This is a genomic window from Gordonia sp. HS-NH1 (assembly GCF_001418765.1).
Classification (GTDB): Bacteria; Actinomycetota; Actinomycetes; order Mycobacteriales; family Mycobacteriaceae; genus Gordonia.
Genome location: NZ_LIYC01000003.1, coordinates 212,393 through 231,648, shown reverse-complemented (window position 1 = coordinate 231,648; position 19,256 = coordinate 212,393). Strand labels below are relative to the sequence as shown.

Annotated in this window: 18 protein-coding genes; 4 read left to right on the top strand and 14 right to left on the bottom strand. The window is 70.3% G+C overall.

What is annotated here, in order from left to right; all coding sequences use genetic code 11:
- Positions 1 to 85: 85 nt before the first annotated feature.
- From AMD30_RS04475 to rimP, 3 genes are all read right to left on the bottom strand, one after another.
- Complete coding sequence (locus AMD30_RS04475) at positions 86 to 370, bottom strand: YlxR family protein (protein ID WP_083888958.1); 285 nt, start codon at positions 368 to 370, stop codon at positions 86 to 88.
- A gap of 103 nt (positions 371 to 473) precedes the next feature.
- Positions 474 to 1,484 carry a transcription termination factor NusA gene (nusA, locus tag AMD30_RS04470; protein WP_010841452.1) on the bottom strand — a complete coding sequence of 337 codons (1,011 nt, stop codon included), beginning with the start codon at positions 1,482 to 1,484 and terminating at the stop codon, positions 474 to 476.
- Positions 1,485 to 1,513: 29 nt separating this feature from the next.
- Entirely contained in the window at positions 1,514 to 2,110 is a 597-nt protein-coding gene (gene rimP / locus AMD30_RS04465) for a ribosome maturation factor RimP (RefSeq protein WP_055474810.1), read from the bottom strand.
- 96 nt (positions 2,111 to 2,206) lie between these two features.
- Between rimP and AMD30_RS04460 the strand changes: the two genes are divergently transcribed.
- On the top strand, positions 2,207 to 2,770 hold the full coding sequence (locus tag AMD30_RS04460; protein WP_055474809.1) for a hypothetical protein: 564 nt from the start codon (positions 2,207 to 2,209) through the stop codon (positions 2,768 to 2,770).
- Positions 2,767 to 3,252 carry a ferritin-like domain-containing protein gene (locus AMD30_RS04455; protein WP_055474808.1) on the top strand — a complete coding sequence of 162 codons (486 nt, stop codon included), beginning with the start codon at positions 2,767 to 2,769 and terminating at the stop codon, positions 3,250 to 3,252. Before AMD30_RS04460 ends, AMD30_RS04455 begins: the two co-directional genes overlap by 4 nt.
- A gap of 36 nt (positions 3,253 to 3,288) precedes the next feature.
- On the opposite strand, the gene AMD30_RS04450 is transcribed toward AMD30_RS04455, so the two are convergent.
- The gene (locus AMD30_RS04450) at positions 3,289 to 5,019 is read right to left on the bottom strand and encodes a proline--tRNA ligase (RefSeq protein WP_055474831.1); all 1,731 of its coding nucleotides are present in this window, start codon (positions 5,017 to 5,019) and stop codon (positions 3,289 to 3,291) included.
- Between AMD30_RS04450 and yaaA the strand changes: the two genes are divergently transcribed.
- Entirely contained in the window at positions 5,018 to 5,800 is a 783-nt protein-coding gene (yaaA, locus tag AMD30_RS04445; protein WP_014926502.1) for a peroxide stress protein YaaA, read from the top strand. The two genes, AMD30_RS04450 and yaaA, sit on opposite strands and share 2 nt — an antisense overlap.
- 22 nt (positions 5,801 to 5,822) lie before the next feature.
- On the opposite strand, the gene AMD30_RS04440 is transcribed toward yaaA, so the two are convergent.
- The 4 genes from AMD30_RS04440 to AMD30_RS04425 all read right to left on the bottom strand — a co-directional run bounded on the left by AMD30_RS04440 (position 5,823) and on the right by AMD30_RS04425 (position 10,377).
- Positions 5,823 to 6,362: a pyridoxamine 5'-phosphate oxidase family protein gene (locus AMD30_RS04440; protein ID WP_010841458.1), complete on the bottom strand. Its 540-nt coding sequence runs from the start codon at positions 6,360 to 6,362 to the stop codon at positions 5,823 to 5,825.
- A 30-nt stretch (positions 6,363 to 6,392) separates the two neighbouring features.
- The gene (locus AMD30_RS04435; protein WP_055474807.1) at positions 6,393 to 7,943 is read right to left on the bottom strand and encodes a DHA2 family efflux MFS transporter permease subunit; all 1,551 of its coding nucleotides are present in this window, start codon (positions 7,941 to 7,943) and stop codon (positions 6,393 to 6,395) included.
- Between the two features lie 70 nt (positions 7,944 to 8,013).
- Complete coding sequence (gene cobA / locus AMD30_RS04430; protein WP_231632640.1) at positions 8,014 to 9,306, bottom strand: uroporphyrinogen-III C-methyltransferase; 1,293 nt, start codon at positions 9,304 to 9,306, stop codon at positions 8,014 to 8,016.
- Positions 9,307 to 9,369: 63 nt separating this feature from the next.
- The gene (locus AMD30_RS04425; protein WP_055474806.1) at positions 9,370 to 10,377 is read right to left on the bottom strand and encodes an acyl-ACP desaturase; all 1,008 of its coding nucleotides are present in this window, start codon (positions 10,375 to 10,377) and stop codon (positions 9,370 to 9,372) included.
- Positions 10,378 to 10,517: 140 nt separating this feature from the next.
- Between AMD30_RS04425 and AMD30_RS04420 the strand changes: the two genes are divergently transcribed.
- Positions 10,518 to 11,207, top strand: a complete 690-nt coding sequence (locus AMD30_RS04420) for a response regulator (protein ID WP_010841462.1) — start codon at positions 10,518 to 10,520, stop codon at positions 11,205 to 11,207.
- Position 11,208: 1 nt separating this feature from the next.
- Here the strand turns inward: AMD30_RS04420 and AMD30_RS04415 are convergent, their stop codons facing one another.
- From AMD30_RS04415 to mqo, 6 genes are all read right to left on the bottom strand, one after another.
- Positions 11,209 to 12,822: a GAF domain-containing sensor histidine kinase gene (locus AMD30_RS04415; RefSeq protein WP_055474805.1), complete on the bottom strand. Its 1,614-nt coding sequence runs from the start codon at positions 12,820 to 12,822 to the stop codon at positions 11,209 to 11,211.
- Positions 12,822 to 14,297 carry a cobyrinate a,c-diamide synthase gene (locus AMD30_RS04410; RefSeq protein ID WP_055474804.1) on the bottom strand — a complete coding sequence of 492 codons (1,476 nt, stop codon included), beginning with the start codon at positions 14,295 to 14,297 and terminating at the stop codon, positions 12,822 to 12,824. The genes AMD30_RS04415 and AMD30_RS04410 overlap by 1 nt, the downstream gene beginning before the upstream one ends.
- On the bottom strand, positions 14,291 to 14,908 hold the full coding sequence (gene cobO / locus AMD30_RS04405) for a cob(I)yrinic acid a,c-diamide adenosyltransferase (protein WP_010841465.1): 618 nt from the start codon (positions 14,906 to 14,908) through the stop codon (positions 14,291 to 14,293). The genes AMD30_RS04410 and cobO overlap by 7 nt, the downstream gene beginning before the upstream one ends.
- Before the next feature lie 69 nt (positions 14,909 to 14,977).
- Positions 14,978 to 16,993 carry a VWA domain-containing protein gene (locus AMD30_RS04400; protein WP_055474803.1) on the bottom strand — a complete coding sequence of 672 codons (2,016 nt, stop codon included), beginning with the start codon at positions 16,991 to 16,993 and terminating at the stop codon, positions 14,978 to 14,980.
- Positions 16,990 to 17,496, bottom strand: coding sequence for a GNAT family N-acetyltransferase (locus tag AMD30_RS04395; protein ID WP_010841467.1), 507 nt, complete (start codon positions 17,494 to 17,496; stop codon positions 16,990 to 16,992). Before AMD30_RS04395 ends, AMD30_RS04400 begins: the two co-directional genes overlap by 4 nt.
- Before the next feature lie 47 nt (positions 17,497 to 17,543).
- Positions 17,544 to 19,070, bottom strand: coding sequence for a malate dehydrogenase (quinone) (gene mqo / locus AMD30_RS04390; protein WP_010841468.1), 1,527 nt, complete (start codon positions 19,068 to 19,070; stop codon positions 17,544 to 17,546).
- Between the last annotated feature and the right edge of the window lie 186 nt (positions 19,071 to 19,256).

The following is a 19,256-nucleotide window of genomic DNA, read 5'->3' as shown; positions in this document are numbered from 1 at the left end:
GGAGGCCAAGCGGCTCACCCGCTACGGCCTCGATTTATGTCCGGTACATGCTCATCGTGACTTCACGGTGTGCTCATGTCTTCTGCTACCTGTTCCGGCTCCGGGGAGCCTTCCTCTGGTGGGTGATCGCGCCGAGCTGTTCGGTGAGATCGTCCGGGTCCACGGTCAGACCGGGGGTCCGGAGTGCCGTGGCGAAGGCCCGGCGTCGCGTCGCGGTGGAGATGCACTCCGCCCGCACGTGCAGCCACGCGCCTCGCCCCGGCATGGTCTTCGCGGGATCGACCACGACTGTCGGGGTGTCACCGCGCAACTGCGCGACCACACGGACCAACTCGTCGGCCTCTGCCCGCTGCCGACAACCGATGCACATCCGGATGGGTGTGCCTCCGGTCGGCGACCTGGGGGCGGATCGCTGAACCATCGATCAGTCTAGCGCGAGCGGGCGGGCCGAGGACAATCGGCCGCTGCGCGCGTCATTCCGACCCGGCCTCGGGGGCCGGCGCGGCGTCGGACCGGATGTCGATCCGCCACCCGGTCAGCCGGGCGGCGAGCCGGGCGTTCTGGCCCTCCTTGCCGATCGCCAGCGAGAGCTGGTAATCCGGCACGACGACCCGTGCGGCCTTGAGCTCGGCGTCGACGACCGTCACCGACACAACCTTCGCGGGCGACAGCGCATTCCCGACGAAGGCCGCCGGGTCGGAGTCGAAGTCGATGATGTCGATCTTCTCGCCGGCGAGCTCGCTCATCACGTTGCGCACGCGCTGGCCCATCGGCCCGATGCAGGCGCCCTTCGCGTTGAGACCGGAGACCCCGGTGTGCACGGCGATCTTCGACCGGTGGCCTGCCTCGCGCGCCACGGCGACGATCTCGACACTCCCGTCCTCGATCTCGGGCACCTCGAGCGAGAACAGCTTGCGCACCAGGTTCGGGTGGGTCCGCGACAGGGTGATCTGCGGCCCGCGTGCTCCGCGGCTGACACCGACGACGTAGCACTTGATCCGGTCGCCGTGGGTGTAGACCTCGCCGGGCACCTGTTCGGCGGGCGGGATGATGCCCTCGGTGGAGTTGGCGTCGCTGCCGATCTGGACGACGACCATCCCGCGGGCGTTGGCACGCGAGTCCTGCTGCACGACGCCGCCGACGATCTCACCCTCGTGGGCGACGAGGTCGCCGAAGTTCTTCTCGTTCTCCGCGTCGCGCAGACGCTGGAGGATGACCTGCCGCGCGGTGGTCGCCGCGATGCGGCCGAACCCCTCGGGGGTGTCGTCCCACTCGTGGACGACGTTCCCGTCCTGATCGACCTCCTGCGCCATCACACGCACGGCACCGGTCTTGCGGTTGACGTCGACGCGGGCGTGCGGGGCGAATCCGTCGGTGTGCCGGTAGGCGGTCAGCAACGCGGTCTCGATGGCGGTGATGACGGTCTCGATCGAGATGCCCTTGTCGGCCTCGATCATGCGCAGGGCGGCGATGTCGATGTTCATGTCGTCGGTCTCCTATTCACTTGTCGTGTTCATTTGTCGGGTTCATTTGTGGTGTTCAGCGGCCGCGCCGCGGCGGGCGCGCGGCGGAGCTCGATCTCGTCCGGTTCCAGTCCGCACAGTTCCAATTCGCGGACGCTCGGCTGGGAGAAGTCCACCTGCACCACGGCCTTGGTCACGGACTCGAGGTCGACGGACTCGACCGCGATCCGCCCCTTGTGGTTCACCACCACCTCGACCGCCGGTGCCGGATCGTCGCGCAGCCTGCCGATGCGGCCGGTGACCGTGCGCGCCTCCGATGACGGGTCCCCGTCGATCTCGATGACCACCCGGCGACCGGTGTTGCGGCGCCAGTGCCGGGGCAGGGTCAGCGGGCTCTCGACGCCGCGCGAGGTCACCTCGAGCACGTACGCGAGATCGGCGAATGCGGGAGTGGCGTCGAGGAGGTCGGAGATCTCGGCGCTGAGCCCGGCGAGGACGTCGAGGTCGCCACCGCCGTCGCGGTCGACCACGATCGACAGTTCCTCCTGGCCGTCGCGAGTGCGCACCGTGACGGCCTCGAGGTCGAATCCCCGTTCGGCGACAAGCTTTTCGACGAGTTCGCTCACGTGCGTCGGGCTGATCGGCATGCCACTCCCCTCGTCTTCAGTTGTCGGGCCGTGCCGGGTGTCGCACGACGTTGCTCCGAACATCGTAGTGGATCGATCGGGCGGAGAACTGCTGGCATGATGTCCCGGGTGAGCATGCCCCCGATCGAGCGACGGACCGTGCGGCACCCGATCGACAGGCGCACCGCGTTGCGGGGCGGACTCCTCGCGGGCGCCGCCGTCGTCGGTGCCGGGGCGGCCGGCGTCGGACTGACCGGTTGCGAGTCGTCACCCTCCGCGGAGACACTCCTCGCCGAAACCCTCGTGGCCCTGGTGCGGTCGGCGAACGCCGACGAGAGCACCGCGCGCGCCCTGGTCGCCGTCGAGCCCGCCTACGCGACCGCTCTCTCGGTCGTGGCCGACCAACGCGCCCAGCACGCACGCGCACTCCGCGAGGAGATCATCCGGCTCGACCAGGACGTCGCCGCGACCCTCGATCGTCCGGTCACCTCGGCCACCGCCTCGACCTCGGCGGCGGGCGCCCCGTCGGCCCCGCCGTCACTGGCGCGATTACGCGCCGATCTCGACGCCGCGGCCGGGCAGGCCCGCGCGGTCGCGCTCTCCGCCGGCGGGTACGCCTCCGGGCTGACGGGTTCCGTCGCCGCCGCGGTCACATCGATGCGACAGGTGCAACTGGCATGACCTCACCACTGAACACACCGGCGCCGAACTCCGCGGAGCAGCAAGCGGATCCCGACGATCCGCTCGCCGTCGCCGCCGAGGCGGAGAACGCCGCCGTCTTCACCTACGGCGTCATCACCGCCTTCGTCGCCGCATCGCGCCGACGCACCGTCGCCGACTACGCGGACGCGCACCGGGCCCGCCGCGACGAGATCGAGCGGGCGATCGAGGCGGCGGGGAACACGCCACCGCTGGCCGCCGCCGGCTACACACTCGGCGTCGAGGTCACCGACCCGACCACCGCGGCCCGCGCGGCACTCGGCGCCGAGATCGACTGCACGGTGGCCTATCGCGCCCTGCTCGAGCAGGCCGACGACGAGACCGCACGCCGGATCGGCGTCGACGGGCTCTCGGAGAGCGCCGTGCGCGCCGCCCGGTGGCGGGTGGTCCTCCAGGAGAGCCCGGTCACGGTGGCGTTCCCGGGGTCTCCCGCGAACGGGTAGCCGGGCAGACCCGAACGAACAGGTGCGCCTGATCGATCAGGCGCGGGCGGCCCCCACCACCGCGTCGACCGCGGCGTCGACGGCGACCTCGGTGGCCTCACCGGTGAACCGGTCCCGGATCTCGATGGTGCCGTTGGCATATCCGCGGCCGACGACCACGACGGTCGGCATGCCGAGGAGTTCGGCGTCCTTGAACTTCACCCCGGGCGACGCCTTCCGGTCGTCGAGGAGTACTTCGAGACCGGCCGCGTCGAGGTCGGCGGCGAGCTGCTCGGCACCCGCGACGGCGGCGGCGTCCTTGTTGGCGATGACGAGGTGAACGGCGAACGGCGCCACCGACTTCGGCCAGCGCAGCCCTTTGTCGTCGTGGGACTGCTCGGCGATGACCGCGACCAGGCGCGACACCCCGACACCGTAGGAACCCTGCGTGAGGCGCACCGGCTTGCCGCTCTCGCCGAGGACGTCCACCTCGAAGGCGTCGGTGTACTTCCGGCCGAGCTGGAAGATGTGCCCGATCTCGATGCCCTTGGCGCTCACCAGCGGTCCGGCCCCGTCCGGCGACGGATCGCCGTCCCGGACCTCGGCCGCCTCGACCGTTCCGTCAGGGGTGAAGTCGCGCCCCGCGACGAGCCCGACATAGTGCCGGCCCGGCTGATCCGCGCCGGTGATCCACGAGGTCCCGTCGACCACGCGCGGATCCACGAGGTAACGGATTCCGTTCTCGGCCAGCGCCTTCGGACCGATGTACCCCTTGACCAGGAACGGGTTCGCGGCGAAGTCGGCGTCGGTGAGCAACTCGACCTCGGCGGGCTCGACGGAGGCCTCGAGTCGCTTGAAGTCGACTTCGCGATCGCCCGGAACACCGATGCCGGTGATCTCCCAGTCACCGCCCGGCACACGGAGTTTCACGAGCACGTTCTTGAGGGTGTCGGCGCCGGTGTACTGACCGTCGAGCGTCGCGTTCGCCCAGTCGACCAGGCTGTCGATCGTCGGGGTACCGGGCGTGTCGTGGACGACCGCCGCGGGCAGGTCGTCGTAGGGCAGCGGGTCGGGCGCGCGGGTGATGACCGCTTCGACGTTGGCGGCGTAGCCGGATTCGACGCATCGCACGAACGTGTCCTCGCCGACCGCCGACTCGGCCAGGAACTCCTCGGAGGCGCTGCCACCCATCGCGCCGGAGGTCGCGGCGACGATGACGTACTCGATCCGCAACCGCTCGAAGATCTTCTGATACGCCTCACGGTGCGCGTTGTAGGCGGTCTTGAGTCCGTCGTCGTCGAGGTCGAAGGAGTAGGCGTCCTTCATCACGAACTCACGTCCGCGGAGGATGCCCGCGCGCGGCCGTTCCTCGTCGCGGTATTTGGTCTGGATCTGGTAGAGGATGACCGGCATGTCCTTGTACGACGAGTACTCGCCCTTGACCAGCGTCGCGAACAGTTCCTCATGGGTCGGGCCGAGGAGCATGTCGGCACCCTTGCGGTCCTTGAGGCGGAAGAGCGAGTCGCCGTATTCGGTCCAGCGGTTGGTGGTGTCGTAGGGCTCGCGGGGCAGCAGGGCGGGCAGCAGGATCTCCTGGCCGCCGATGGCGTTCATCTCCTCGCGGACGACGTTCTCGATCGCCTTCAGCACGCGTAGACCGAGCGGCAGCCACGAGTACACACCGGGCGCGACTCGGCGGATGTAGCCGGCTCTGACCAGCAGCTTGTGGCTGGGGACCTCCGCGTCGGCGGGGTCGTCGCGCAGGGTCCGCAGGAACAGGGTCGACATGCGTGTGATCACGACAAACCAGCTTAGTTATGGTGTTGCGGTGCTCGTCATCCTGCCTCCCTCAGAGACGAAATCCGACGGCGGCCGCGGGGCTCCCCTGGATCTCGACACGCTGTCCTTCCCGGAGCTGAACCCGATCCGCAAACAGCTCGCCGAGGCCCTCGTCGCGCTGGCCGCCGATCTCGACGCCAGTCGTACTGCGCTCGGGCTCGGCGCGACCCAGCTCGACGAGGTCGACCGCAACGCCGAACTCTGGCTGTCCCCGACCCGGCCGGCGCTCGAGCGCTACACCGGCGTCCTCTACGACGCCCTCGACCATCGGTCGCTCACCCGGGCGGGCAAGACGAAGGCGGCCGACCGGCTGGCGATCGGTTCGGCGCTGTTCGGCGTGGTACGAGCACCCGATCCGATCCCCGCATACCGGCTCTCCGGCGGCTCCAAGCTGCCCGGCCTGCCGACCCTGGCGTCGCTGTGGAAGCCGGATCTGTCCCCCGCACTCGACGCCGTCGACGACTTCGTCGTGGATCTGCGGTCGGGTGTCTACCACCAGCTCGGGCCGGTACGGGGTGCGGTGACGGCGACCGTCATGACCGAACAGCCGGACGGCTCGCGCAAGGTGGTGAGCCACTTCAACAAGCACTACAAGGGCTTGATGGCTCGTGAACTGGTCCGTACGCGACGCACCGTGCGCGACATCGACGGTGTGGCCGCGGTTCTCGCCGATGCCGGGCAGCGGGTCGAGATCGAGGCGCCCGACCGGATCGTCGTGCTGACCGACTGACCCGGCCCCCGGACGTGCGTCGCTACTGCGCGTCGAACTCGAACAGGGTCGCGCCACCGGGCTCCACGGTCTGCAGGACGGTCGCCCGACGCGGCGTCACACGGTAGACCCACCACGGCGGCGGCCCGGCCGACGGCGCGCTGAAGTCCGCGGTCAGGGCGATACCGGACTCGTCGACGCGGCACGGCCACCCGTCGTTCGCCCACAGCTCGGCGAGTTCTGCGACTACGCCGGGCTCGGTGACCCGTCGCGCATCACCCTCGACGACGAGATCGGCCACGTCGAGGGCCACCGACAGGGTGCAGCGCGGGTCGCGGGCGAGGTTGTTCGCCTTCCGGGTCGTGGGACCGGTCTCGAGCCACAGCGCCCCCTGATGCCACAGCGCCCCGATGCCGGTGACGTGCGGGCTGCCGTCGGAGTTGATCGTGGCGATCCACCACGTGTGCCGGCCGGGGCCGCCGGTGCCGGGTGCCTGGGACACCCCGGCCGCCAGGCGCGCCGCGACGGGCTGCCAGTCGAGGGTGTCGATGTCGTAGAGCTCAGCGAGATTCTTGGCGTCCATGAAGGGACCGACCGTGCTCCCGCCGACAACTCATCGCTGGGTGTCGGGCCCCGGGGTGCGCGTCTCGGCGTCGACCCCTGCGTCGGCGGCTTCCTGCGCGGCCTGCCCCTCGGCGACCTGCTCGGGCGTGAACCGCATGAACAGCACGACGATCGCGGCGAGGACGGCGATCCCGGCGCAGGCGGCGAAGGCCAGACCGTAGCCCTCGGCCTGCGCCGCGAGCTGTGTGGGGTTCATCGTCTCCACCGGCGCGGTCGTGCCACCCTTCGACAGCGCGCGGGAGGTGACCATCGCGCCGACGACGACCAGGCCGACGGCGCCGCCGAGGTTCTGCGCGACCTGTGCCAGTGCCGTCAGCGGGCCGATCTCGGTGGTACCCACGCCGGCCACCACGGACAGGGTCAGCGGGATGACCGCCAGACCCACACCGAAGCCGATGACGACGACCGGGATGAAGATGCTCGGGAAATAGTCCGGCGAGTCGGTCGCGATCGACGATGCGTACAGACAGCCGATGAGGATCACCGCGCCACCGACCAGGACGAGCCATCGCGGCTGGATCATCAGCGCCAGCTTCGACGCGATCGCCGCGGCGATGCCCAGTCCGAACGCGAAGGGCACGACGGCGAGCCCGCTCTGGATCGGCGAATACTGCAGGATGCCCTGCAGATACAGCGAGATGAAGACCGCCATGCACATCATGATCATGCTGGCCAGCAGGATCGCGAGCAGCGCCGCGACGCGGGAGCTGTTGTCGAAGAGCGAGAACGGCAGCAACGGGTTCCGGGCGCGGCGTTCGACCACGATGAACGCGGCCAGGGCGAGGCCGCCGAGGATGAACGAGCCGACCACGACCGGCGCCGTCCAGCCGTTGGGTCCTTCGTTCACCGCGAGCACGAGCAGGGTGCAGCCGAGCGTGCCGAGGACCGCGCCGGGCACGTCGAGGGGCAGTCGTTCACCCTGGGATTCCCGCAGCGCGACAAATGCTCCGACGACGACGATCAACCCGATCGGCACGTTGATGAGGAAGACCAGTCGCCACGACAGCTCGGTCAGCACACCGCCGAGGATCAGCCCCGCCACCGACCCCACCCCGGTCATGGCCGCGTAGACGGCGAAGGCCTGGCTGCGCGGTTTACCGGGTGCGAAGGTGGTCGCGACCAGGGCCATCGCGGTCGGCGCCGCGATGGCCGCCGACGCACCCTGGAGGGCTCGCCCGGCGAGCAGGCTGGCCTCGTTCCAGGCCAGGCCACAGAGCAGCGACGTGAGCGTGAAGGCGACGACACCGACGATGAACATCCGCTTGCGGCCGAAGGTGTCGCCGAGCCGGCCGCCGAGGAGCATGAGTCCGCCGAATGCCAGGACGTAGCTGCTGATCACCCAGTTGGCGCTCGACTCCGACAGCGAGAGGGCGTCGCGGATGCTCGGCAGCGCGAGCGCGGCGACGGTGCCGTCGAGCACGACGAGCAGCTGCATCCCGGACAGCACCAGGATCGGCAAACCGAAGACCGGACGGAACTGCGCGGTATCCACCGTTCCAGTGTTCACGGTTCCGGTGTGCGCAGATCCGGGAGTCGACATAGAGAACGACCGTACCGGCCGATGGCAGGCACATGCCAATCCCCATTGATTCGGTCGGGCTCGGATCCGGTCAGGCCCGGATTCCGTCAGGCTCTCCCTCGGTGAACGCGGCCACGTCACCGATGACCACGATCGCGGGCGGCCGCAGTCCCTCGGCGTCGGCGACCTCGCCGGCGTGGGCGAGGTCGGTGCGCAGCAGCCGCTGCGTCGGCAGCGATCCGTTCTCGATCATCGCGACCGGGGTGTCGGGTCGCCGGCCGCCGTCGAGCAGTGCCCGGGCGAAGACCTCGACGCGTTCGACGGCCATCATCAGGACGAGGGTGCCCCGCAGCTTGCCCATCGCCGACCAGTCGATCAGCGAGTCGGGGTGGCCGGGTGGCACGTGACCGGAGGCGATCACGATCTCGTGCGTGACCCCGCGGTGCGTGACCGGGATCCCCGCGGATGCCGGCGCGGCGATCGAGCTGCTGATGCCCGGGACCACCGTCACCGGGACACCGGCGGCCACGCAGGCCTGGAGTTCTTCGAAGCCCCGCCCGTAGACATAGGGGTCTCCCCCCTTGAGACGGACGACGAACTTGCCCGCCTTCGCCTTCTCGACCAGGACGTCGTTGATGGCCTCCTGCTTCATCGCACGGCCGTACGGCACCTTGGCGGCGTCGATGATCTCGACCTGCGGGCCGAGCTCGGCGAGCAGCTCGGGGGGCGCGAGCCGGTCGGCGACCACCACATCGGCCTCGGCGAGGAGCCGCTGACCACGGACGGTGATGAGGTCGGGATCACCCGGTCCGCCACCGACGAGGGCCACGCCCGCGGCATGCGGGGCGGCGTCGTCGACGCTCAGTGAACCGTCGGCCAGCGCGCGGCTGATCGCGGCGCGCAACGCTGCCGACAGCTTGTGGTCGCCACCGGCGAGGACCCCGAACTGCACGTCGCGGTGGCGGCCGGACGCCGGCGTGACCGCGGTGCCGTGTCGGGCGTCGTCGGCGCGCACGCAGAACGTGTGCCTGCGCTCGGCCTCGGCGACCACCGCCTCGTTGACGGCGGGGTCGTCGGTGCAGGCCATCGCATACCAGGCGCCCTCCAGATCCCCGTCGACGTAGCGACGCTGGGTGACGCTGATACCGGGGAACGACTCGACGGCGGGCGTCGGGTCGAGTGCGACGACGTGGACGTCGGCTCCCGCCGCCACGAGGTTGGGCAGACGTCGCTGGGCGACGGACCCACCACCCACCACGACGACCCTGCGTCCGCGGAGGTCGAGGCCGACCAGGTAGTGCCCCTCTCCGGAGGGGAAGGCGTCGGGCCCGGGAACGTGCGGGGGCCCCGGGACATTCGACGAGGCGGAGTCAGGCTCGGACATGGGAGCTGACACTACCGGGACCGCTGATCCACAGCGGCGTCGGTTGATCTGCAGCGGCGTCGGTCACCGTCTCCGCTGCTCGCGTGCGCGCTGCCGTTCCAGGGCGCGTTCGCGCGACTCCTCGAACTTGCGCACCTTGACATCCATCTGCTCCAGGAACTCCGCGAGGAGTTCGCGGTAGTACTCACCGATGGGCCCGAAGTCGTCGCGTTCGAAGATGCGCCACTTCCGCAGGACCGGCATGACGACATCCGACATGTGTTGCGGCAGATCGTAGATACCGCCCTTGGCGATCAGCACGGCATTGCGCCGGAAGTTCGGCATCGTCGCGCCGGGCATCTGGAAGTTGGTCACGATCGCGTGGATGGCGGCCATGGTCTGGTCGGGGACGAGGTCGAGCGCGCCGGCGACGATGTTGCGGTAGAAGAGCATGTGCAGGTTCTCGTCGGCCGCGACACGTTGCAGCATCCGGTCGGCGATCGGGTCGCCGCACGCCTTTCCGGTGTTGCGGTGCGACACCCGGGTGGCGAGCTCCTGGAAACTCACGTAGGCGACCGCGAACAGCATGTCGAAGCTGTGGTCGCGCTGGCCGTCGTCGTCGGGCAACGGGTTGAATCCGGACGTCATGTGCGCCATGCGGATCTCTTCGAGCTCGACCGGGTCGACGCCACGGGTCACCACCAGGTAGTCCCGCATGACGATCGAGTGGCGGTTCTCCTCGGCGGTCCAGCGGCCCACCCACCAGCCCCAGGCGTCGTCGAGGGTGAAGTTGTCGGCGATCACCCGGTGGTAGGACGGCAGGTTGTCCTCGGTGAGCAGGTTGGTGATCATCGCGGCCTTGGCGACCTCGGAGAGCCGGGATTGCGAGGGTTCCCAGTCGTGTCCGCCCAGTGCCGCGAAGTTGCGGCCGTCGTCCCAGGGCACGTAGTCGTGGGGGTGCCAGTCCCGGGTCATCTTTATATGGCGCTCGACCTCGGTCTCGCACACCGGCAGCAGTTCGCGCAGCAGGTCCGAGCCGGTCATGCCGGGGTTGCCGAGGTCGGCGTCGGGGGGTCCGATGAGGGTTGTCACGTGCTCTCCTGGTCGGGGCTGGGGTCGTACCGTTTCACTCTGCGCGACGGGGCGGGTGGTGCTCGTGAGGCAAAAGTCCCGCCTGCATGGGGTCCGACGTCGCGAGTTGGCGACCCGCCGGATCCGGTACTTTCAGACCCATGGCCCCTGTCACGACGGATTCGCCCACCACCGGTCCGACCCCGTCCCCGGTTCGTGCCTACCTCGTCGACGACCACGAACTCGTCCGGCGTGGCCTGCGCGACCTACTCGGGACCGCGGACGACATCGAGGTGGTGGGCGAGGCCGCGTCGGTCGGCGAGGCCCTCGTCGGCATCCTGGCGACCAAACCCGACGTCGCCGTCCTCGACGTCCGGCTGCCCGACGGCAACGGCGTCGAACTGTGCCGGGACGTGCGCGCCGCCGAACCCGGGATCAAGTGCCTGATGCTGACGAGCTACGCCGACGACGATGCGCTGCTCGCCGCGGTCCTCGCCGGCGCCTCGGGATTCGTCCTCAAGCAGATCCTGGGCCACAACCTGGTCGCCGCGGTCCGGACCGTCGGACGGGGTGGGTCACTGCTCGACGACCGGTCCACGGCCGCACTGCTGGCCAAGCTGCGCGACGGCAAGCAGACCGAGAAGGACCCGCTCGCCGAGCTGACCCATCAGGAGCGCGAGGTGTTCGCCCTCATCGGCGAGGGTCTGACCAATCGGCAGATCGCCGAGCGGATGTTCTTGGCGGAGAAGACGATCAAGAACTACGTGTCCCGCATCCTGGGCAAGCTGGACATGCAGCGACGCACCCAGGTCGCGGTGATGGCGACCAGACTCCGCGACGGCAGGGCCTGAGCTATCCGAGGAGGGGCACCGACCAGGTGAGCGTCGTCCCGCCCCTGCGCGTGAGGACGCTGAACGTCCCGTCGCAGTCCTCGGCCCGCCGGGTCAGGTTCTCCAGTCCGCGGTAGGTGACGTCGGCACCGATGCCGATGCCGTCGTCGCTGATCTCGACGGTCAGCACGTCGTCGGCGGTCACCGAGACGGCGATGTGCTCGGCCCGCGCGTGCCGGAGGGCGTTGCTCAATCCCTCCCGCAGGACCGCGTCGATATGCGGTCCGAGCGCGTCCGGCACCACTGTGTCGACCGGGCCGTCGAACTCCACGCTCGGCGAGATCGACGCGTGCCCGGACAGTTCGGAGACGATGTCGATCACCCGCCGTCGCAGCGTCGGGTCGGCATCGGGTCCATAGGCCGTCTGCAGATCGAAGATCGAGGTGCGGATCTGCGCGATCGTGCGGTCCAGGTCGGTCATGATCTGCTCGAGGCGCGCTGTGGCGGCGGCGGGATCGGTGGTCCCGGCGAGCAGCGTCTGCACCGACATGCCGACCGCGAAGAGTCGTTGTATCACGTGATCGTGCAGGTCTCGGGCGATCCGGTGCCGGTCCTCGAGCACCTCGAGATCGCGGGCGATCTGCTGCTGTTCGGCGTAGACCACCGCCAGCGAGGCGACCTCGGCCACACCGGCGAGACCGGCGATCTCCTCGTCGTCCCAGTACGGGCGATTGCGGTGCGTGATCAGCATCCAGCCGAACGCGCCCGACGCGCGTTGCAGTGGCTGCACCGAGGTCCAGCGGGCGCCACGCCGGATGAGCGACTCCGCGATCTGCCCGGAGCGCTGCACCCGTAGAGACGTGGCATCCGGCGCGATGAAGGTGTCGACCTCCACCGGCTCCCCGGTGTGACCGCGCAGTTCCACCTCCCCGGCCAGCTCGGTGAACAGGTAGACATCGACGGCGCCGACCAGGTCGGCGACATCCGCGCACATGCGGGACATGGTGTCCGACAGTGCGATTCCGGCCAGCGGCTCCGACCCACGCCGGGCGAGGACCTGCATCCAGCGATGCCGGGTGCGGGCCCGCTCGAAGAGGCCCGCGTTGTCGACGGCGATACCGGCGGCGACCGCGAGTACCGCGACAACGGTCTCGTCGACCTCGGAGAAGTCCTCCGCGGACCGCTTCTCGGTCAGGTAGAGACTGCCGAAGACCTCCCCGCGCACCATGATCGGTGCGCCGAGGAACGTGTGCATGGGCGGGTGGTTGGCCGGGAAGCCGACCGAGGTCGGGTGCGCGCCGAGGTCGTGGATGCGGTGCAGGCGGGGTTCGTCGATGAGCAGCCCCAGTACCCCGCGTCCGACCGGCAGATGTCCCATGGTCGCCCGCTGGGCGTCGGTGATCCCGATGTGCACGAACTCACTCAGTCCGCCGTCGGGACCGCGCACTCCGAGGGCGCCGTACTGGGCGTCCACCAGACCGGCCGCGACCTCGACGATGCGCTGCAGCGCCCGGTCGAGCTCGACACCCTGACCGACGACGAGGACCGCCTCCAGCAGTTCCCGCAGCAACGCCGGGTCGTCGGCACCGTGGTCGGCGAGCGCGTCGAGGGTCTCGCGGAGCCGGTGGTCGAGCATCACGACGCCCCGGCGGTGTCACCGGCCCGGTCGGAGGACAGTGCCGGCGCCACCTCGGCGGCCCGGGATACGAAGCGGCACAGCGCCTCCGGGATCGAGGCCGGATGCAGATGCAGATACGAGGCGTGCACCGACGCCGTCGTGACCCCGTGCCTCGATGCCCGGCCCGAGGCATCCCGCCACGCCCAGGCGGGTGCGTGCGCGCCGTCGCCCACCCCGCTGCGGTGGAACTCGTGGCCCGTCACGCGTTCGCCGGTCCGGAAGAGGACCGAGTCGCTCACGGCGACGGCGTCGCGATAGCCGAGGGTCAGGGTGGGGCCGAAGTGGCCGGGGATGTCGAGGACGCCGCTCATCGGGTGCCCGTCCAGCTGGGCGCACAGGTACAGCAGGCCCGCGCATTCGGCGTGGATCGGACGACCCGCCGCGGCATGCGCACGGAGGTCGGCGCGCAGGAGTTCGTTGGCGGCCAGCGCCTCGGCGTGTTCCTCCGGGAAGCCACCGCCGATCACGACGCCGCCCGCATCCGCGGGCAGCCGATCGACGAGCGGGTCGAACACGACGACGCGCGCACCGGCGGCGGTCAGCATCTCGGCGTGCTCGGCGTAGCCGAAGGTGAACGCCGCTCCCCCGGCGACGGCGATGACCGGCGACTCGGTCGTCGCGGTACGGCGATGGGGCGCAACGGCTTCCGACGCCGACCACGCCGTCGCATCGGGCACCGATCGTGCGCGGGCGGCGGCCACGATGGCCGGCAGGTCGAGGGCGCCGCGCAGGTGTGCGGTCATCGCGTCCACCGCCGCGACCGCGTCGGCATTGCGTTCGGCAGCCGGGATCAGGCCAAGGTGGCGGGAGGGCACGGTCAGCGACGGGTGACGACGCAGCACGCCGAGAACCGGCAGTCCGACCCGGGCGGCGGCCTGTCTCAGCACCATTTCGTGACGGGGCGAGCCGACCCGGTTGAGGATGACGCCCGCGATCGACACCGAGGGGTCATAGGACAGGAATCCGTGCAGCACCGCGGCCAGTGACTGGCTGTGCCCGGCGGCGTCGACGACGAGGATCACCGGCGCGCCGATGATCGACGCGACGTGCGCGGTGGAGCCCACGCCGAGGGACCCGGCCCCGATGCCGCCGTCGTCGGAGCTGCCGTTGTCGTGGTCGACGATGCGACCGTCGAACAGGCCCATCACGCCCTCGACGACCGCGATGTCCGCACCCGCCGCGCCATGGGCGAACAGCGGCGCGATGCGTTCGGCGCCCACCAGATTCGGGTCGAGGTTGCGCCCGGGACGTCCCGCGGCCACCGCGTGGTAGCCGGGATCGATGTAGTCGGGACCGACCTTGAACGGGGCCACCCGGTGCCCGGCTGCCCGCAGTGCACCGATGAGGCCGGTGGTCACGGTCGTCTTGCCGCTACCGGACGACGGTGCGGCGATCACGACGGCCGGCGTCGAACCGCCGGCGGAGTTCACCATTCGATCCCCTTCTGCCCCTTGCGGCCCGCGTCCATCGGGTGGGCGATCTTGCGCATCTCGGTGACGAGATCGGCGGCGTCGACGAGTTCGGCCGGCGCACGCCGGCCGGTGATCACCACGTGCTGGCGTCCGGGGCGCCGCGCGAGGGTGTCGACGACCTCGGCGGTGTCGACCCATCCCCAGTGCAGCGGGTAGGTGAACTCGTCGAGGACGTAGAAGTCGTGTTCACCGGCATCGAGGCGGCGGGCGATCTCGGCCCACCCGGCCTGTGCGGCGGCGGCGTGGTCGTCGTCGTGGTCGGAGTTGGCGCGCAGCCACGACCAGCCCTGGCCCATCTTGTGCCATTCCACCGGTCCACCGGCGCCGGTCTCGGCGTGGACCCGGTCGAGGGCGAGCATCGTCGACTCCTCCCCGACCTTCCATTTCGCGCTCTTGACGAATTGGAACACCGCGACCCGCATGCCCGCGTTCCACGCGCGCATCGCCATGCCGAACGCAGCGGTCGACTTGCCCTTGCCGTCGCCGGTGTGCACCGCCAGGACGGGCTGGTTGCGGCGCTGTCGCGTCGTCAGCCCGTCATCGGGGATGCTGACCGGAACTCCCTGGGGCACTCGACTTCTCCTTGCCGGTTGCGGGTGGTGGGCGGTGACGGGTGGGCGGGTCGGTCCCGGACGGAGGGCTCAGGCCGCCCCGCGTGCGGGTGCCGGTCCGGTGAGGGCGGTGGCCGACAGCTCGTCCATGGGGATCAGGTCGGCACCGAGGTGAGCCGCCAGATCGCCGGCGAGTCCGAGCCGGACCATGCCCTGCTCGCAGTCGACGACCACGGACCCGATCCCGCGGCGGCGGATGCCGTCCGCGGCCTGCCGGGCGCGTGCCATCGCGCTGCGACCCGAGGCGTCGCGCCCGGAGGTGGCCCGTCCGTCGGTGAGGACCACCAGCAACGGCCGGCGGTCGGGCTCCGCGCGTCGACACCGCTCCACCACGTCGGCGGCCAGTTGCAGGCCCTCGCCGAGCGGCGTGCGGCCACCGGTACGGATCTCTTCGAGGCGACGCACCGCGATCTCGACGGATTTGGTGGGCGGCACCGCCAGTGTCGCGGCGGAACCCCGCGCGACGACCACGGCGACGCGGTCGCGGCGGGTGTAGGAGTCACGCAGCATCTCCACGCACAGCTCGGAGACCGCGGCCAGACGACGCCGCGCGGTCATCGAACCGCTGAGGTCGACGACGAAGACGACCAGGTTGGACTCCTGGCCGATCCGTTGCGCCGACCGCAGATCCGGCGCCGCGATACGCAGGCCGCCCGGCCGCCCGTCGTCGCCCCGTGTCGCCCGGCCGGCAGCGGCGAGCACGGTGCCGAACAGATGGACCGGTCGTTCGGCGTCGAAGTCGACGGCATGGGTGGTGTGCCCACGACGGCTGCGCGCCTTCGAGCGACGGCCCGGATCCCCGTCGCCGAGTCCGTCGACCCGCAGGGTCGGCATCCGACGACCGGTCGGAACAGACGCGGAGCCGAACGCGGGGCCGGGGGCGGTCTGCGGGACCTCGCCGTCGCCGGTCTCGGGCGCGGTGCCGGGATCCTCGGCGGTGTCGGTGTCGTGTGCTGCGCCGGGAGCCGTGGCGGTGTCGTTCGGCTCGGACGCCGGCGGATCGCCCCCGCCACCGGGCGGTGGCGTCTCCGGCGGTCCCGGGTCGTCGTCGGGTGAGTCGGGCCCGGCCGCGTCCTCACCCGCCGACATCGCCTCGTCGAGCTGGTCGGAGCTGAGTCCCGACTCGTCGAACGGGTTGCGGCGGCGCCGGTGTGGCAGTGCCAGCTCCACCGCCGCCCGGACGTCGACGTCTTCGACGACAACTGCTCCGCGCCAGGCGGCGTGGGCGAGCGCGGTCCGCGCCACGACGATGTCGCCGCGGAGTCCGTCGACGTCGAGGTGGGCGCAGATGCCGGCGATCCGGCGCAGTTCCCGGTCCGGGAGCTCGACGGTGCCCACGGCGGCGCGCGCCGTCGCGATGCGTTGCGTCAGTTCGTGTTCGGCGGCGGCGTGGGCGGCGACGAACGACTCCGGATCGGCGTCGTAGGCCATCCGCCGGCGCACCACCTCGACGCGTTCGTCGACCTCGCGTCCGGCCGCCACGTCGACGGCGAGCCCGAACCGGTCGAGCAGCTGCGGGCGGAGCTCGCCCTCTTCGGGGTTCATGGTCCCGACGAGCACGAAATCGGCCGCCTGGGTGTGCGACACACCGTCGCGTTCGATGGTGACCCGCCCGCTCGCCGCGGCATCCAGCAGGACGTCCACGAGGTGGTCGGCGAGCAGGTTGACCTCGTCGATGTAGAGGACCCCGCGGTGCGCCCGGGCGAGCAGGCCGGGGGTGAACTCCGCGCGGCCGTCCCGAAGGACCGAGGTGAGGTCCAGCGAGCCGATCACGCGGTCCTCGGTCGCCCCGATCGGCAGTTCCACGACGCGGCCTGCCGTGTCGTCCACCGACCCGGGCACGCTGAGCAACGGACCCAGGCCGCGCACGATCGTCGACTTCGCGGTGCCCTTCTCGCCGCGGATCAGGACTCCGCCGATACCCGGCGAGATGGCCGAGAGGATGAGCGCGAGCTTGAGCTGCTCCTGGCCGACGACCGCACTGAACGGGTAGCGCACGTCGGCAGCCAGATCGGCGGGGGCCGGGAGTTCACCGAGGGTGGTCATCGCGACCCGGCGCGGAGCATCGACACGTGGGGAATTCCGTCCTCGAGGTAGTCGTCGCCGTCGCGGGCGAAGCCGAACTTGCCGTACATCTCGGTGAGGTAGGTCTGGGCCTCGATCCGGCACGGGCGGTCCCCGACCTCGTCGAGCGCAGCGGTCATGAGGGTCGCCACGAGACCGCGGCCCCGATGGTTCCGCTCGGTGCAGACCCGCCCGATCCGGAAGACCTGCCCGCCGTCGGTCTGGGGTTCCTCGAGCAGTCGCAGCGTGGCCAGGACCGTACCCGCCCCGTCGGTCGCGTCCTCTCCGGCACCCTCGGGCGGGTCTGCACCGTCGGTGATCCAGAACTGTCTCGTGGTCGGCTCGAGGTCGCGTCCGTCGAGCTCGGGGTACGGACACGCCTGCTCGACGACGAAGACCTCGACCCGGAGCCGCAGGATCCGATACAGCGTGGCTGCATCGATGTCATCGGCCTGGGCGCGATGCACCCGCGGTACGGAGATCATGTGTCGTGGTTAGCACACAACGCGGCCGGACTTCATCTCCCGAGAGATCAGCCGGCGGTGGCGGGCGCGAGCCGGCCGGTCTCGGCGGGGGTCTCGTTGCGCTCGGTCAGCTGCAGCGACTTGTTCGTCCAGTCCCAGACCTGGCGGTACAGGTCCCGGTTGCCGTTCAGTTTCTGGCCGAAGGACGGGATGATCCCGGACAGCTTCGACGTCCAGCCCGCGTACTCCTCGGGGAAGCACTGCTCGAGCACCGAGAGCATCGCCGGGACGGCGGTCGAGGCGCCGGGCGACGCCCCCAGGAGGCCGGCGATCGTGCCGTCACCGGCCGCCACGACCGCGGTGCCGAACTCGAGCTGCCCACCGACGCCGGTCTTGCGGATGACCTGTACGCGCTGTCCGGCGGTGATGAGCTCCCAGTCGGCGCCGAGCGCGCGGGGGACGAATTCCGACAGCGTCTTGACCCGGTCGGCGGGGCCGGCGGCGAGCTCGCTGATGAGGTACTTGAGCAGGCCGAACTCCTTCGGCGCGATCGACATCATCGGGAGCAGGTTGCCCGGCTTGATCGACGCGGGCAGATCGGTGATCTTGCCGCTCTTGAGGAATTTGGGCGACCAGCCGGCGTACGGACCGAACAGCAGGCCGGGCTTGTGGTTGATGACGCGGGTGTCGAGGTGGGGCACCGACATCGGCGGCGCACCGACGGCGGCCTGTCCGTAGACCTTCGCGTGGTGCTCGGCGACGAGGTCGGGATTCGTGCAGCGGAAGAACTCACCGGAGACCGGGAATCCGCCGAACCCCTTGGCTTCTTTGATCCCCGACTTCTGCAGCAGGTGCAGTGCACCACCGCCGGCGCCGACGAACACGAACTTCGCGTGCACGGACAGCTTCTGGCCGGTCCGCCCGTTGCGGACCTTCACGATCCAGCTGCCGTCGGACTGCTTGGACAGGTTGGTGACCGAGTGGCCGAAGTAGATGTCGGCGCCCTGCGCGACGTAGTTGAGGAGCTGCTGGGTCAGTGCGCCGAAGTCGACGTCGGTGCCCTGGTCGAACCAGTTCAGTGCGACCGGGTCGGCGAAGTCGCGTCCGTGGGACATCAGCGGCAGCCGCTCGCTGAACTCGGCTGGGTCGTCGATGAACTCCATGCCCTCGAACAGGGTCTGCGAGGCGAGGTTGTCGTAGCGCTTGCGGAGGTACTTCTGCCCCTCCGCGCCGTGGGTGAAGGCGACGTGCGGGATCGGGTTGATGAACTCCGACGGGTCACCGAGGATGCCGCTGTCGACCGCGTGGGCCCAGAACTGGCGCGACACCTGGAACTGCTCGTTGATGGTGAGCGCCTTGTCGATGTTGACGTCACCGTCGGCCGTCTTCGGCGTGTAGTTGAGCTCGCACAGCGCCGAATGGCCGGTGCCGGCGTTGTTCCACGGGTCGCTGCTCTCCGCGGCGGCCGCGTCGAGCTGCTCGAACAGGCTGATCGACCAGTCGGGCTGGAGCTGCCGGAGCAGCGCTCCCAGCGTGGCACTCATGATTCCCGCACCCACCAACGCGACGTCGGTCGTGATCTCCGTTTTCGACACCTGGACTCCACTTCACCTGGTGGGACACTGTGACCTGAGTTCGTCGCGGCACGTCGTCCCGGATGGCACCTTCTCGACCGGGCACTTCTCACCCGATCCTTCTCAACCGCCATTGTCCAGCATGGCACGTCCCCCGACAGAATCGACCTGCGCAACTGTGGGCTGCACGACACCTGGGCAGTCGGT